12 protein-coding genes and 1 tRNA gene are annotated in these 15,193 nt (G+C 75.7%); 6 read left to right on the forward strand and 7 right to left on the reverse strand.

Going from position 1 to position 15,193, the window contains the following annotated elements:
- The first annotated feature begins 11 nt into the window (after positions 1-11).
- The 3 genes from IE329_RS15315 (at position 12) to IE329_RS15325 (ending at position 4,251) form a co-directional block, all read left to right on the forward strand.
- On the forward strand, positions 12-1,595 hold the full coding sequence (locus IE329_RS15315; RefSeq protein ID WP_190211416.1) for a Na+/H+ antiporter: 1,584 nt from the start codon (positions 12-14) through the stop codon (positions 1,593-1,595).
- Positions 1,596-1,850: 255 nt separating this feature from the next.
- Positions 1,851-3,524, forward strand: a complete 1,674-nt coding sequence (gene pgi, locus IE329_RS15320; protein WP_190211417.1) for a glucose-6-phosphate isomerase — start codon at positions 1,851-1,853, stop codon at positions 3,522-3,524.
- Between the two features lie 337 nt (positions 3,525-3,861).
- Complete coding sequence (locus tag IE329_RS15325) at positions 3,862-4,251, forward strand: DUF3291 domain-containing protein (RefSeq protein ID WP_190211449.1); 390 nt, start codon at positions 3,862-3,864, stop codon at positions 4,249-4,251.
- 81 nt (positions 4,252-4,332) lie between these two features.
- Here IE329_RS15325 and IE329_RS15330 read toward each other — a convergent pair.
- The 6 genes from IE329_RS15330 to IE329_RS15355 all read right to left on the reverse strand — a co-directional run bounded on the left by IE329_RS15330 (position 4,333) and on the right by IE329_RS15355 (position 10,443).
- Positions 4,333-4,406: transfer RNA gene (locus tag IE329_RS15330), tRNA-Lys, on the reverse strand.
- A 185-nt stretch (positions 4,407-4,591) separates the two neighbouring features.
- Entirely contained in the window at positions 4,592-5,236 is a 645-nt protein-coding gene (locus IE329_RS15335; protein ID WP_229927454.1) for a bifunctional DNA primase/polymerase, read from the reverse strand.
- Between the two features lie 224 nt (positions 5,237-5,460).
- Positions 5,461-5,871, reverse strand: coding sequence for a hypothetical protein (locus tag IE329_RS15340; protein WP_229927455.1), 411 nt, complete (start codon positions 5,869-5,871; stop codon positions 5,461-5,463).
- Between the two features lie 314 nt (positions 5,872-6,185).
- Positions 6,186-7,571, reverse strand: a complete 1,386-nt coding sequence (locus IE329_RS15345) for an AAA domain-containing protein (protein ID WP_190211418.1) — start codon at positions 7,569-7,571, stop codon at positions 6,186-6,188.
- Positions 7,562-9,253, reverse strand: a complete 1,692-nt coding sequence (locus tag IE329_RS15350; RefSeq protein ID WP_229927456.1) for a hypothetical protein — start codon at positions 9,251-9,253, stop codon at positions 7,562-7,564. Before IE329_RS15350 ends, IE329_RS15345 begins: the two co-directional genes overlap by 10 nt.
- Positions 9,250-10,443 carry a hypothetical protein gene (locus IE329_RS15355; RefSeq protein WP_190211419.1) on the reverse strand — a complete coding sequence of 398 codons (1,194 nt, stop codon included), beginning with the start codon at positions 10,441-10,443 and terminating at the stop codon, positions 9,250-9,252. Before IE329_RS15355 ends, IE329_RS15350 begins: the two co-directional genes overlap by 4 nt.
- Positions 10,444-10,687: 244 nt before the next feature.
- On the opposite strand from IE329_RS15355, the gene IE329_RS15360 reads away from it, so the two are divergent.
- On the forward strand, positions 10,688-11,338 hold the full coding sequence (locus tag IE329_RS15360) for a histidine phosphatase family protein (RefSeq protein WP_190211420.1): 651 nt from the start codon (positions 10,688-10,690) through the stop codon (positions 11,336-11,338).
- Positions 11,339-11,443: 105 nt separating this feature from the next.
- On the opposite strand, the gene IE329_RS15365 is transcribed toward IE329_RS15360, so the two are convergent.
- A complete protein-coding gene (locus tag IE329_RS15365; RefSeq protein WP_190211421.1) occupies positions 11,444-12,892 on the reverse strand; it encodes a tetratricopeptide repeat protein in 1,449 nt (482 codons plus the stop codon).
- Positions 12,893-13,440: 548 nt separating this feature from the next.
- On the opposite strand from IE329_RS15365, the gene IE329_RS15370 reads away from it, so the two are divergent.
- Complete coding sequence (locus IE329_RS15370; protein WP_229927457.1) at positions 13,441-13,932, forward strand: hypothetical protein; 492 nt, start codon at positions 13,441-13,443, stop codon at positions 13,930-13,932.
- Between the two features lie 271 nt (positions 13,933-14,203).
- Positions 14,204-15,130 (forward strand): spermidine synthase, encoded by a 927-nt coding sequence (locus tag IE329_RS15375; RefSeq protein ID WP_373311194.1) that lies wholly within the window; start codon positions 14,204-14,206, stop codon positions 15,128-15,130.
- Positions 15,131-15,193 lie beyond the last annotated feature (63 nt).

Below are 15,193 nucleotides of genomic sequence, written 5' to 3' on the forward strand. Positions count from 1 at the left end.
GACACCTCCCCGTGGGCCAGCTGCCCCTGTTCTTCCTGGTGCTGCTCGCCTCGGTGGTCACCATCCCGCTGGCCCGCCGCACCGGGGTCCCGCAACCCGTCCTGATGACCCTGCTCGGCCTGGGCATGGCGCTGGTGCCGCAGATCCCCGACATCGCCATCGACCCCGAGCTGATCCTGCCGCTGGTCCTGCCGCCGCTGATCTTCGCGGTCGCCCGGCGCTCCTCGGTCCGCTACTTCCGGGCCAACGTCCGCTCGATCCTGCTGCTCGCCGTCGCCCTGGTGGTGGTCACCACCGTCGCTGTCGCCGGCACCGTCCACTGGCTGCTGCCCGCCCTGCCGCTGGGCGCCGCCATCGCGGTCGGCGCACTGGTCAGCCCGCCCGACCCGGTGGCCGCCGTCGCCGTGGCCGGCGCGGTCGGCCTCCCGCGCCGGCTGGTCTCGGTGCTGGAGAGCGAGGGCCTGTTCAACGACGTCACCGCCATCGTGATCTACTCGCTCGCCATCGAGGCGGTGGTCAGCGGCGACTTCTCGGTCGAGCACGCGGTGCTGCGCTTCGTGCTGTCCGCGGTGGTCGCCGTCGTCGTCGGCATCGGCCTCGGCTGGGTCAACAGCAAGCTCGCCGGGATCCTGGAGGACCCGACCCAGCAGGTCGCCCTCAACCTGCTGGTGCCCTTCGCCGCGTACGCCCTGGCCGAGGAGATCCACGGCTCGGGCGTGCTCGCCGTCGTGATCTGCGCCCTCTACCTGGCCGAACGCGCCGCCGACGCCGACGAGGTCGCCTACCGGCTGGTCGGCAACGCCTTCTGGGAGATCGTCGAGATCCTGATCACCGGCTTCGCCTTCGGCCTGATCGGGCTGGAGCTGGCCACCGTCATGAAGGAGGCCGGCACCGGCTGGACCAGCATGCTCGGCGACGCCGCCACCGTGATCGCGGTGGTCGTCCTGGTCCGGCTGCTCTGGCTGCTCCCGGCCGGCTGGCTCTCCAAGCGGCTGGGCGCCGACGACGGCGAGGACACCCCGATCAGCTGGCAGGAGAGCGTGGTGCTCTGGTGGTCCGGGATGCGGGGCGTGGCGACCGTCGCGCTGGCGCTGGCCGTCCCGCTCACCGTGCACTCCGGAGCGGCCTTCCCCCAGCGCGGCCGGCTGGTCTTCATCGCCTTCGGCGTGGTGCTCTTCACCCTGCTGGTCCAGGGCCTCTCGCTGCCGATGCTGGTCCGGCTGCTGCACCTGGACGCCGACCACGACGCCCACGAGCAGGCCGTCCGCGAACTCTGGTGGCGGGCCGCCAAGGCCGGCCTGGACCGGCTCGTCGAGCTGGAGGAGCAGGAGGACCTCTCGGTCGAACTGGTCGACCGGCTGCGCGACCGCCAGCACTCCCGGCTGGCCCGGCTCTGCCCCGAGAAGTACGCGGCCGAGGAGGCCGCCGAGGCCCGCCAGCGGGCCTCCCAGTGGCGCGAGGCGCACACCGTGGAACAGGAGATGATCGCCGCCTCCCGCCGGGAGATGATCACCGCCCGCAGCGAGCCGGGCGCCGACCCCGAACTCGTCGACCAGGTGCTGCGCGGGCTGGACCTGCGCTCCGAACGCACCTGACGGCCGGCGCCGGCCACCACCCGGCGGCCGGGCGGCGACCACGCGGTGACGCCCCGGCGACGACCCGGTGCCCGGCGGCGACTCGGCGTCCGGGAACGAGGCAATGTACGCGGCGCCCCGTGACGTTGCATAGGCTGTCGCCCGGGCAGCCCGTCAACGGAGTCGGCGCACCACTCGTACCGCCGGACCTCGCGCAACCACCCTCCCGCTGGGCTCTGCCGGTATCTGCACCCAGATCAATCGAGGAGCATTCCGATGTCGGAACTGGACGCCCGCCCGGGGGCCAACGGCCGCACCCCGCTGGACCGCACCCCCGAGTGGGCCGCGCTCGGCAAGCACCGGTCGGAGCTCGGCGAGCTGCACCTGCGCGAACTGTTCGCCGCCGACCCCGAGCGGGGCCGCCGCTACACCCTGCAGGTCGGCGACCTGCATGTCGACTACGCCAAGCACCTGGTGACGGACCGCACGCTCGACCTGCTGCGCGCCCTTGCCGAGGCCACCGACGTGGCCGGCCTGCGCGACGCGATGTTCCGCGGCGAGAAGATCAACACCACCGAGGACCGCGCCGTCCTGCACACCGCGCTGCGCGCCCCGCGCGACGCCGTGATCGAGGTGGACGGCGAGAACGTGGTGCCCGCCGTGCACGCCGTCCTCGACAAGATGGGCGTCTTCGCCGAGAAGGTCCGCTCCGGCGAGTGGACCGGCCACACCGGCAAGCGGATCCGCACCGTCGTCAACATCGGCATCGGCGGCTCCGACCTCGGCCCGGCGATGGCGTACGAGGTGCTGCGCTCCTACACCGCCCGCGACCTGGACGTCCGCTTCGTCTCCAACGTGGACGGCGCCGACCTGCACGAGGCGGTCCGCGACCTGGACGCCGCCGAGACGCTGTTCATCGTCGCCTCCAAGACCTTCACCACCATCGAGACCATCACCAACGCCACCTCCGCGCGGGACTGGCTGCTCACCGGGCTGCGGGCCGGCACCGACGCGGTGGCCAAGCACTTCGTCGCGCTCTCCACCAACGCCGAGGGCGTGGCGGACTTCGGCATCGACGTGGCCAACATGTTCGAGTTCTGGGACTGGGTCGGCGGCCGCTACTCCTACGATTCCGCGATCGGCCTCTCGCTGATGATCGCGATCGGGCCGGAGCAGTTCCGCGAGATGCTGGACGGCTTCCACCTGGTCGACGAGCACTTCCGCACCGCCCCGCCGGAGCAGAACGTCCCGCTGCTGCTCGGCCTCCTCGGGGTCTGGTACGGCGCCTTCTTCGACGCCCAGGCGCACGCGGTGCTGCCGTACTCGCACTACCTGTCGAAGTTCACCGCCTACCTGCAGCAGCTGGACATGGAGTCCAACGGCAAGTCGGTGGACCGGGACGGCAACCCCGTCGGCTGGCAGACCGGCCCGGTGGTCTGGGGCACCCCCGGCACCAACGGCCAGCACGCCTACTACCAGCTGCTGCACCAGGGCACCAAGGTGATCCCGGCCGACTTCATCGGCTTCGCCGAGCCGGTCGCCGACCTGCTGCCGGGCCTGGTCGCCCAGCACGACCTGCTGCTCGCCAACTTCTTCGCGCAGACCCAGGCGCTGGCCTTCGGCAAGACGCCGGAGGAGGTCGCGGCCGAGGGCGTGCCGGCCGAGCTGGTGCCGCACAAGACCTTCAAGGGCAACCACCCGACCACCACCGTGCTGGCCGGCTCGCTGACGCCGTCGGTGCTCGGCCAGCTGGTCGCGCTGTACGAGCACAAGGTGTTCGTGCAGGGCGCGATCTGGAACATCGACTCCTTCGACCAGTGGGGCGTCGAGCTGGGCAAGGTGCTCGCCAAGCGGATCGAGCCGGTGCTGCTGACCGGCGAGGGCACCGAGGCGCTGGACAGCTCCACCGCCGAGCTGGTCGCGCGCTACCGGGCGCTGCGCGGCCGCTGACCCGGAGGGGCGCGCGCCGGCCGGCCAGGGGCCGCGCGGCCACCGGCCCGGAGGGGCGCGACCGGAGGTGCACGAGGAGGGCTCCCGCTTCGGCGGGGGCCCTTTTCGCTGCCCGGGTCCGGGGCCGGGTCCGGACCCGGTGCCGGCGTCGGTGCCCGCTTCAGGGTTGACGGTGCCGGTGTCCTGTTCAGGGCTGCCGGGGGCGGTGCCGGAGGGGCGGCCGGGGCGAGAAGGGGCGACTGGGGGAGCAGTGCCGAAAAAGTATGGATACCGGATAGCATCAGTGTCTATTATGAAGACAGGTTCCGGCCCCTGCCGGTGAAAGGCTGTGATGACCGTGCCCACCCTTCCCTGGGTCACCCCGAACCCGCCCCGGCCCGGCACCCAGGTGCTGGTGATGGCCTCCCGCCTGGAGGTCCGCACCCTGCGCGACGTGCCCCGGTTCTTCCTGAAGGCGATGTCCGCCTGGCGGCAGGTCCGCCGGGCCCCCGGCGTCGTCGGGGCCTCGCTGGTCGCCGAGCCGTTCCGGAGGACCTTCTGGACCCTCTCGGCCTGGGAGGACCGGGCCACCCTGAACGCCTACGTCCGGGCCGAGCCGCACTACTCGATCATGACCTCGCTGCGGCCGGTCATGAAGGACTCGTCCTTCGTCTTCTGGGAGGGCCCGGCCGAGGAGCTCCCGGTGAGCTGGGCCGAGGCCAGGCGCCGTCTCGCGGAGCAGGCCTGACGGGCCGACGGGGCCCGCCCGTGGCGGAGCCCGGAACGACGAGAGGCCCTCCGCTCTCGCGAAGGGCCTCTCGGCTGTCTGTGCGCCGCCAGGGACTCGAACCCCGGACCCGCTGATTAAGAGTCAGCTGCTCTAACCAACTGAGCTAGCGGCGCCTGCTGACAGGGAAGACTGTAGCAGCGGCCCCGGGCCGGGCCAAAATCGATAAACCGGCCGACCTGACGAGCCGGGCGGCCGGCCGATTCGACCGCACGGTCCGAGGTCCGAGGTCCGAGGTCCGAGGTCCGAGGGCGGGGGCGGGCACGGGTCGGGCGCCGTCGCCAGCCGCCGGAGCCGATCGTCAGGCCGACGGAATCGGCTGGAGGTGGGCGTCCGGCCGCCGTCCGGCCGGACGGGGCTCGCGCCGGCGTGCCTGCGGGGGCGCCCCGGCCGGGCCCGCCGTCCCGGTTCGCGGCGGCGGGCCGCCGACGCCGGGCCCCCGCGACACCCGGACGCAGGCCCAGAGCAGCACGGCGGCGCCCGGCAGCCACGGCTCCCTGGTGTCCGGGGCGACGATCCACCGGCCCGCCCCCAGTCCGGGGGAGTCGGGGGTGTTCACCATCCGCTGCACGGGCGGCACCGTCACCGCGTCGCCCTGCCCGTGGCAGAGCAGCGGCGGCACGTCCCCGGCCCATTCCTCCCAGGCCAGCAGGGAGCGCAGGCGCGGGGCGGCGCCCGGCTGTGCGAACAGCAGGATCCGGCCGCGGTGGCTCGCCACCGGGCCGCAGCCCGGGCCGGAGGTCCAGAGCTCGTCCAGCACCCTGCGGCCGAACAGCGACGGCATGCTGATCACGTCGAAGGCCCGGCCGCAGGGCAGGACCGAGGGCGCCCACGGGCGCGACTGCCACAGGGCGCGCATGCTGCGCGGGTACTCACTGGCGGAGGCCAGCCAGGCCTCGCCGGCCACGGTGACGTACTCCACCGATTCATACGTCCAGATGTCCACGGGGAGCAGCCTGCGGTGTCGCGAGCGTGGCACGGAGGGAAAGCGCGGTTTGCCGGACAGGGTGCGCCGGGTCGGCGTACCCTGTCCTGCGCATATGCCACAGGCGATCGAATCCCGCTCCACCGTTCGGTCGGACGGGTGCGACCGGTGCTCCGGGACGGGTGCCCGCTGCCGCCGGTGTGCTGCGGCCGGGCCGCCGGCGGCCGCCGGGCGGGCCGACGGGCTCAGTCGCCCTGGCGCTGCGGACGCAACAGGCCGCGACCGTACTCGACCATCTTCTCCGCGTAGTCCGGGGTCCAGTCCGCGCGGGCCGCTATCTCCACGAAGGAGAGCGCGTCGAACCTGCGGGTGTCGGCCAGCTGGGCGGCCGCGACGGCCTGGAAGTCGGTGGCCCGCTCGGCGGCGGCCCGGAACGCCAGGGCCAGCTCGGTGGAGCGGCGCAGCAGTTCGGCCGGGTCCTCGATCGACTCCAGGTCGAAGAAACGCTCCGGCTCCGGCTCGCCGGCCGGCGGCTCGAACAGCAGCTGGGCCGGGCGCAGCCGGCGGGCGGGCTGTTCGGGTGTGCCGGGCCGGCCCGGACCGGCCGGTGCGGGGGAGCCGCTCTGGTCGGACGGCCTCGGGTGGGAGTCGGGCATGGGTGGACACCTCCGGGAGGGTGGGCGGTGGGCGCCGGCGGCCGCCGGGGCCGGGGTGCCGGGCCCGGCCGTCGTCCATTGTCGCAAGGCGGCAGCCGGTAACGGAACGGTGCGATCACGGGCGCTATTCCCGGGCCGCGCGCCGGGGTGGTGCCTCGGCCGCCCCGGCCGCTCCCGCCGCCACTGCCGTCCTGACCTGCCCGGGCCCAGGACGGCGGTGCGGTGGGGACCGGCACGTTCCCGGGCTTCGGCTCGGCCGTGGGGCGGTGCGGGGGTGGGGGCGGCGCGGCGGTGGGGGCGGTGCGGCGGTGGAGTCAGCGCAGCGCCACCCGATGGCCGGCCAGGTGGGCGAGGACGGCGTGGTGCGCCTCCCAGCCGTCCGGGAACTTCACCGTGACGCCGAGTTGTACGGGTTCGGTCGCCGGATGCTCGTCCAGCAGTTCGGCGATCCCCGCCCGGGCGACCACGATGCAGGCGTGCCGGTGCCGGGAGGCCAGCACGCACAGCCGGCCGGTCTCCAGGTGGAAGGCGGTCGCGTCGGGCCGCCCGGAGAGCGGGTGCAGCACCACGGTGACGTCGTACTCACGGCCCTGCAGCCGGTTGGCGGTGTCCACCGAGACGGCCGGCCCCGCCGTCGGGTCGACCGGCACGCCCAGCCCCACCAGCGCGGCCCGGACGGCGGCGGCCTGGTCCCGGTGGGCGGTGCCGACCGCGATCCGGTCGGCGGACAGCGGCGTCGAGCCCTGCTCGGAGTGCGCCGTCAGGCCGCGGTCCAGCAGCCGGCGCACGGTGGCCGCGACCACCGACACCGCCTGCGGGTCCGTCCGGACGGTGTGCCGGGCCGGCAGCTCCAGCAGGGCCCAGCCGTGCTCCGCCGCCTCGTCGACGGCGGCGTCCACCGCGGAGCCGTCCGGCCGCACCGCGGCGGTCAGGGTGCGGTCGCCCGGCCCGGTGCCCGACCGGAACGGCGTGTACGGGTAGAAGGCGGCCGACACCAGGGGCGCGGCACTGGCCGGGAGCCGCCAGGAGACCGGCAGCCGGTGCGGCTCGATCTGCGGGTTGTGCGCGAGCAGGGTCACCACCGCGCTGTTCGAAGGGTCGTACGACAGTCCGGCCCACTGGTCGGTGCCGACCACCGTGAACGGGTCGAGCTGGCCCGGGTCCCCCACGAACAGGGCTCGCTCGAACAGCCGGGCGACCGCCAGCAGCGCGTCCGAGCGCATCTGGTAGGCCTCGTCGACGATCGCGTGCCGCCACGGCGCCTCGGTCTTCACCCACTGCCACTTGGCGGAGGTCGAGATCACCACGTCCTGCTCGGCGAGGTCGGCCACCTTGGTGGCCGCGGTGACGTTGGGGTGCCGCAGCGCCTCGGCGGCGGGCCGCCCGTCCGAGGCGTGCAGGCGGCCGACGGTGAGGTCCGGAGCCTTCGAGGCCAGCCGGTCGACCAGGTCGTCGACCTGGTTGTTGGTCTGCGCGACGATCATCAGCCGCTCGCCCGCGGCGACCAGCTCCCGGGCGGCCCGCACCACCAGGGTCGACTTGCCGGCGCCCGGCGGGGAGTCCACCACCACCCCGCGCGGGGCGCCCACGGCGGGTCGGACGGTCGCGTCGAGGATCCGGTCCACCACCGCGTCGGCGGCGGCGCCCGGGGACGGCTCGGGCTCGGGGTGCGGCGCGGTCACGGGGTCGGTCACTCCCATTCCTCGGAGGCGTCGGGTGACTGCGGTACGGCGGACGGCCGGGGCGCGCCGGCCACCAGGGGGGCGGCCGGCGGGGCGCCCGCGCCGCCGAGGGCCCGGGCGTGGTCGGGCGGGCCGGGCGGCCCGCCGTGCGTCCACGGGGTGTCGTCCGGCTCGGGCAGCGGCGCGGACTGGCGGGCCGTCAGCTCGAAGAGGGTGAACGTCACCCGCTCGCCCGGCTCGGGGAGGCTGCCCGGCTCCGGCTCCTTCTTGCGCCCCATGCCCGACATCACCCGCAGGGTGATCGTCCCGGCCTCCTGGTCCACCGCGGCGATCACCGCCTTCTGCGGTGTGGCGGTGTGGGTGCGGTGCGCCTCGCGGCCGAGGTCGGCGTGCGGGTGGTCGGCCGTCCGTACGGTCACCAGCGGCCGTGGCTTGGGCGTCCGGCCCGAGGTGTCGTGGTCCGGCACGACCTCGACCACCTCACCCGTGAACGCCTCCCCGGCCAGCCGGCGCTCGGCCATCGCCAGCGGGTCGTCCAGCGCCTCCTGGACGTCCAGCCGGACCTGCTCGCGCTCGCGCTGGGCGAGCTTGCGGGCCGCCGTCACGGCGTCGTCCTGGCGGGGCTGCGGCGGCTCGCCGGCCGCCAGCCTGTCCCGGTGGCCGGTGTACGACCAGCGGTCGCCCTCCCAGCGCTCCGCCAGATGGGCGGCGGGCGGCAGCGCGCGCAGCAGGTCCAGCCCGTGCCAGACGTCCCGCCAGGTGGGCAGCAGGACGTTCTCCAGGGCCTCGGTCAGCCTTTCGACGGTCCGGTCGACGTACCGCTGGGCCCGCTCGCGCTCCTGCGGCCCGGCGTCCCGCAGGGCGGTGACGGCGGCGTCGTAGCGGCCGATCGCCGGGGCGAGCACCAGTTCGTCGAAGCGCGGGTCGGTGGCCGGGCCGGCCGGCGGGTGCAGCAGCTGGCCGTGGCCGTCGCGGGCGGTCTCGGCCAGTTCGGCGGCGGCCGCGCCGGCCGGACCGCCGTCCGCCCGTCCGTCCCGGAGGGCCTCCGGCCGCGGGTGCCAGGCCAGCAGGGCCGCCAGGTGCTGGTCCTCCAACTGGCTCTGGCCGGTCGCCCAGTGCCGGGCGAGCAGGCCGGTCATCGGCAGCAGCAGGCTGGAGCCGGGCACCTGCGCCCGGTCGGTGAGGTGCGTCAGCCAGCGGCCCAGCAGCGGGACCCGGGCCGGCGCCGGGTAGGGCCCCGGGTCGGCGTCCTCCGCCGTGCGGCGGAACCGGGTCGAGCGGCCGAGCAGCGCCAGGTGGTGCACCCCCGCGCCGTTCGGCACGATCACCTGCGGCGCGTCCGCGCAGAGCTCCCGGAGGACCTGGGTCTTCTCGCCGGTCTCCGGGTCCTTCTCGGACCCCTCGACCTGCTCCACGTCCGCGCCGAAGGACTCCAGGTACGGCAGCAGGTCGGCGGCGAAGCCGGCCAGGTGGTCGAAGCGCAGCGTGCGGTTCAGCGGCTGCGGGACGATGTGCAGCCGCGGCGCCGCCCGGTCGGTGCCGAGCATCACCGCCAGCGGCGCGCCCGACTCGCCGGCGGCCGTGAGCGGCACCACCACCATCGGCCGGTCCGAGAGGTGCCGGTGCCGCACCGTGGCCAGCGGCTCGGCCCGGCCGCTGCGGACCGCCTCCAGCCGGGCGAGCGTCCCGAGCAGGCTCATCCGGCGCACCCGCCCAGCGCCTCGGCGCGCAGCGCCGCCGCGTACGACAGCCGGGCGGCCGCCTCGTCCGACTCCCGGTCGCCGGCAGCTGCGGCCGGGCCGGCGGCAGCCAGGGCCCCGGCGACGGTGCGGATGCTGCCCAGCTCACCCCGGACGCCCCGGCCGAGCTGCTCGACCCGGTCGTCGCAGCGGGCCTGCGCCCGGCAGTGGAAACCCAGCTCGCAGGAGGAGAGGCACTCCGGGCCGTAGGCGGCCGGGACGCTCTCGACCGCGTCCGCCAGCTCCGCCACCGGCCTGGTGGGCAGGCCCGCCTGATCGGGCGCCAGGTCGAAGCTGGTGCCCGGCGCCAGGGTGTCCAGGAGTTCGTCGACGGCGGTCATCCGGGCCAGCTGGCGGCGCGTGGTGGCCAGCTCCCGGCGGATGTCGACGGAGACGGCGGTCGGCCGGTTGCTGAAGTCCTTGGGGCAGACCAGCAGCACACTCAGCTCCGGACTGCCCGGCAGCGCCTGCACCGCGTACGGGCCCGGTGCCACCGTGGTGCCGGCCAGCGCGGCCGCGGTCTCCTGCAGCGCCAGCACGTACACCGCCGCCTGCCGGGCCGCCGCGCCGACCTTGGCCGGATCGGCGCTGCCGTCCAGCACCGGGAAGGACTTGATCTCCACCACCGTGCACCGCCCGCCGTGCACCACCACCGCGTCCGGCTCCAGGTAGGCCGGGGAGCCGGCCACCGTCAGCCGCAGCAGCGGGTGGTCCAGCAGCGTCCAGGCCGAGGGATCGGCGGCGGCCTCGGCGAGCGCGGCCGCCGTGCGCTCGGCCCGGACCGCCGGGCCGGAGCGGCGCAGCAGGTCGGGCACGGCGAGCGGGGCCGCGCCGTCGGAGGGCAGCCCGAGGTGGCGGCGCAGCGGCTCCAGCAGCACGGCGTAGTCGTCGGCCTTCAGCCGGGACTCGAACATGGTGCCGCGCGCGATCGCGAACGGGGACTGGCCGAACGGCGCCGGGCGGCCCAACCGCTGGGCGACGGCGCCCTTGTCGATGCCGGCGGCGTCGAGCACGGCGCGTCGGCGGCATCCGGGGTTGGCGGCGAGCGCGGCGAGGGCACGGGCGTTCAGGCTGCGCTGCGGCGCCGGGCCGCGCAGCTCGGCGAGGCGCTGCGCGAGCGGCTCGGGGGGCCCGATGTGCGAGACGTTCATGGTGCGGCCCAGTGTTGCATCCGGGTCCGACAACCGGGTGCGGACGGTGGCCGCGGCGCACCCCGCCGTGGCGGCCGGTGAGGCTCGCCGGGCCCGCCGCGCCCCGCCCCGGACCGTCCCCGCGGGCCCCGGCGGGAGGACGACCGGCCAGGCCGAGAGAGCCGGAGCGGGATGGGGGATCATGGAGACCGGTGCTCGATGGTGAGACCGGCCGCTGTCACCGCCCGCTGCGAGGAGTTCCCCCATGCCCGCCCGAATCGTTCTCGTCCGGCACGGCGAGACCGCCTGGTCGGCCACCGGCCGCCACACCGGCCGCACCGACATCCCGCTCACGGACGAGGGACGGGCGATGGCCCGGGCCCTCGGCGCTCGGCTCGCCCAGGCGCCGTGGAACGGGCTGCCGGAGGCCCTCGTCTACACCAGCCCGCTGAGCCGTGCCAAGGAGACCGGTGCGCTGGCCGGGTTCGGCGACCGCGCCGTCGACCGTCCCGAGCTGCTGGAGTGGGACTACGGCAGCTACGAGGGCCGGACCGGCCCGGACATCCGGGAGACCGACCACCCCGGCTGGCTGATCTGGCGGGACGGCGTGCCCGGCGGCGAGAAGCTCTCCGACGTCGCGGCCCGGGTGGACTCCTTCATCGCGGAGCTCAACAGCCACCACGGTGTGCCGCACCCGGAGACCACGACCATGCACTGCGCCGACCGCGACGTGGTGCTGTTCGCGCACGGGCACCTGCTGCGCATCCTCACCGCCCGCTGGCTCGGCCTGCCCCCCGAGTTCGCGCAGCGCTTCAAGCTGGGCACGGCCGCGCTCTCGGTGCTCTCCTGGGAGTACGGCCTGCCCGCCGTGGAGGTCTGGAACGACGTCAGCCACCTCGAAGGCCTCGGGCACTGACCCGCCGGGACCCGCCGGTGACGGCGGGTCCCGCCACCCCCGGCCCGGCCCTCGTCCGGCCGGGCCCGGCGGGCCGGACGTGCGGGGCCGGACCGGGCGGGCCGGTCAGGAGGCGCTGGCGCGGTCGTACACCGCGAGGAACCCGCCGACCTCGGGCACCGCGGAGCACCCGCGCAGCCGGGCGGCCGTGTCCGCGAGCATCGCCGTGATCCGGGCCGAGCGGACCCCGCCGAGCAGGGTCACCGCGGCGGACCCGTGGTTGCCCGCCCCGGCCAGGTCGCCCCTTCCCAGCCGGTCGTGGGCCAGCTCCGCGGTGTAGAGCGCCCGGTTCCGCACGAAGTGCGGCTCCTGGAGGGCCACGGCCCGGCCCGCCCGGTCACTGGCCCGGTCCCACTCGCCCAGGGCGGACCAGCACTGCGCCTCCAGGCCGGCGATCTCCGCCTCCCCGTAGAAGGACATCCACTCCGGATCGGCCTCCGACTCGCCCCGGTCGAAGAGGGTGTACGCGCGGCCGAGGGCGCGCTCGCAGGCCGCCCGGTCCCGCATCAGCGCCCAGCCGCCGGCCTCGCGCATCGCGAGCAGCGAGAGCAGCCGGTCCGAGTCCAGCTGCCGGGCGGCGCTCTGCCCGGCCTGGGCGGCCCGCAGGGCCTCGCGGGGCCGGCCGCCGTCCCGCGCCAGGAAGGCGCTGTTGCAGAAGACGTGGGCCTCCAGCGCGCTGTCGTCGGCCATCCGCGCGGTGGCCAGCGCCTCGGCGTAGAAGGAGCGCGCCTCGGCGAGCCGGTTGGAGTCGTGGGCCAGCCAGCCGACCGAGATCGCCAGCTCGCCCGCCCCGGCCTGCAGCCGGCGCTCGGTGGCGGTGCTGTACTCGCCGTCGTTCAGCAGCACGTACGCGGTGCGCAGGGACTGCCCGGCCCGCTCGAAGAGCGTCTCGGCGCCGTGCACGTCGTCGAGCAGCCGGATGTCGCGCACCGCCTGCTCGACCTGCTGCAGCTCGGCGGCGCCGACCCGGCGGGGCGGTGGCGGGACGGGCCCGGCCTGCCGGGGCAGTGGCCAGGTGGGGGCCGCGGCCGGATCCGGCCGGTCAAGGCCGATCACGGTCGCCAGGGCGGTCGGGCCGCCGCTCAGGAACGTACGGCGACGCACGTCGTCGTTCTCCTCGTCCAGATGGTGCGAATCGTCGGGCCACCAGGGCACCACCGGTGCCGGCGCCCGGTCGGCGAGGTCAGCGTAGCCGTCGTCAACTCTCGTGCTGCGTGCGGCTGTTCCGTTGGCCCGGCGGCGAACGGTGCGGCGCGGCGCGAAGCCGAGATCCTGCAGGCCGCGGTCCGGCCACATGTGGCGGAAGACGCGCTCGTAGGCGTAGTTGGGGCAGCGGATCTCGCCGGCCTCGACCCGTCCGACGTAGCGCGCGTCGCAGGACACGTGCTCGCCGATCTCCCGGGCGGCCCGGCGTACGGCGGTGGCGAACTCACCGGGGGAGAGCGCGCCGCGCAGCTCGCGCATCGCGCGGTTGGGCGTGGGGAGGTCCGGCGCGGCCGGTGTGGTGGCTGCCATGCTGCACTCCGTGGTCGTGCGTGGCCGTACTCGTCGGTGTCGGTGCCCGGCGTGGCTGCCCGGCGCTGGTGGTCGGTCTTCGGGGTCGGTGGTGGGGGCCGGCGACGGGGGGTGGGGGTGGGGGTGGGGCCGGTGGGGGCTGGTGAGGGGTGGGGGTGGCTTTGTGGTGGGGGTCCCGGCGGCCGTGGAGCGGCCGGGGGTGCGGGTAGGGGGGTTGCCGCGGTTGCGGACGGGACCCCGGTGGGCCCGGCGGGCTGCCGCGGCGCTGCGAAGACAGTACCGGGAGTCACCACTCGAACACGGCTGGTTTCAGGATGATGTGCTGTCAATTCATGTCATTTCGGGCACTGTTGCTGAGATCTGCCATGAAATGCCATGGCTTGCTGTAAGCCGCCCCGTGGCCTGGAGCACCCTCGTCGCGTTGTCCTGATACGCGGAAGCCAGGCCGACGCCCGACCCGCCGCCGACTCGCCCCCGAGCCGGTCGCGGCCCCCCACCCGCCGGGCGTCGAGGCTTCCGATCTGGACGAGGTGACAGGAGGGCCCGAGATGGCCACCGGAGTACCGCAGTACCACCGCCTGGCCGCCCGAGGAGTCCTGCCGGGCGTGGCCCCGGCGCTGCTGCCCGAAACCACCGACGGCCGCTCCTCCTGGGCGGGCGGCGGCCCGCTGCCCACCCGTCGGCCGCAGGCCGAGCAGTCCACCACCGCGGCCGGGTACGACACCGTCACCGTCTCGATGCGGCACGGCCTGGAGGCGGTGGACATCCTGCGGCTGCGCCGGGCCTGCGGCGCGGTGCTGCAGAGCGTCACGGGGACGACCGTCTCCTTCCTGGTTCCGGCCGGGACGGTGAGCGGTTGGCACCTGCCCGGCAGTTCGTGTTCGGCCGGCGCCGTGGTCCTGCCCGTGACCGACCCGCGCTGGGTGATGCCGCCGGCCGGGGCCGGGGCCACCGCCCGGCCCACCGACCCCTGGGTGCTGCGTTCCGCGCTCTGCGAGGCCGCCTGCACGCTGACCGCGGGCGGCCTCGGCCCGTTCTGAGTTCGCGCACCCCGCGGCGGACCGTGTCCCGTCCGGTCCCGCCGCCGTCACCGGCCCGTCCCCGCGTCCTCCGTCCCCGGCCGCGTTCCGCCCCCGCCCTCCTCCGGTCCCGGCCTGCTCCGTCCCCGGCCGCGTTCCCCTCCCGCCCTCCTCCGGTCCCGGCCGCCCTTCGCCCCGGCCTCCGGCCGCCTTCCGCTCCGGCCGCGCCCGCCGGCCGGGCGCCGGCGCCCGACCCGGGGACGGCTCCCGAGCTGCGGCGATAATGGCCCGCATGGGACGAAGCAGCAGGGCCGGCAAGAGCTCCGACCGGGGCCGCGGCGCGGCGGACGCCACCGCGGTCACCGACCAGGGCGGCCGGACCCACGCGCAGGGCCCGTTGGCCCGCCCGGTCGACTCCGGGCTCGCCGAACTCGTCCCGGACCGGGACCGCGCCCGGGCCTGGTCCCTGCTGATCGACGGTGCGCCGCAGTCCATGGTCGACCTCGCCGACCCGGCCCACCTGGGCTTCGAGTACCAGCGCCGGCTGGGCCACCTGATCGACCTGGTGGCCCCCGCCGGCCGGCCGCTCACCGTGCTGCACCTCGGCGGCGGCGCCCTCACCCTCGCCCGCTACGTCGCGGCGACCCGCCCCCGCTCCCGGCAGCAGGTCGCCGAGATCGACACCGCGCTCACCGAACTCGTCCGGGCGGAGCTGCCCCTGGAACGCGGTTGGCAGGTGAAGGTGCGGGGCGCCGACGCCCGCGCCGTCCTGGAGCGCACCCCGGAGGCCGCGGTGGACCTGGTCATCGCCGACGTCTTCTCCGGCGCCCGGGTGCCCGCCCACTGCGCCACCGTCGAGTTCGTCACGCTGGCCGCCCGGGCGCTGGCGCCGGGCGGCTGGTACGCCGCGAACATCGCCGACGGCGCGGCCCTCGCCTTCGCCCGCGCCCAGGTCGCCACCCTGGGCGCGGTCTTCCCGGAGACCTGTCTGGTCGCGGACCCGGCGGTGCTGCGCGGCAAGCGCTTCGGCAACCTGATCCTGGCTGGCGCCCACACCCCGCTGCCGATCGCCGACCTGACCCGCAAGGTCGCCGGCGACGCGGCCCTCGGCCGGGTCGAGCACGGCCGGAGCCTGACCGACTTCACCGCCGGGGCGGTCCCGGCCACCGACGCCACCGGCGGCCCGTCACCGGAACCCCCGCCGGGCGTGTTCCGGTAGGGCCCGCCCGAGGCGCCCACCGGCGGTTCCCGGCGTTCCACGACGGCTGCCCGGCCCGGGGAG

It is taken from the genome of Kitasatospora indigofera, from assembly GCF_014655955.1.
Taxonomy (GTDB): domain Bacteria; phylum Actinomycetota; class Actinomycetes; order Streptomycetales; family Streptomycetaceae; genus Kitasatospora; species Kitasatospora indigofera.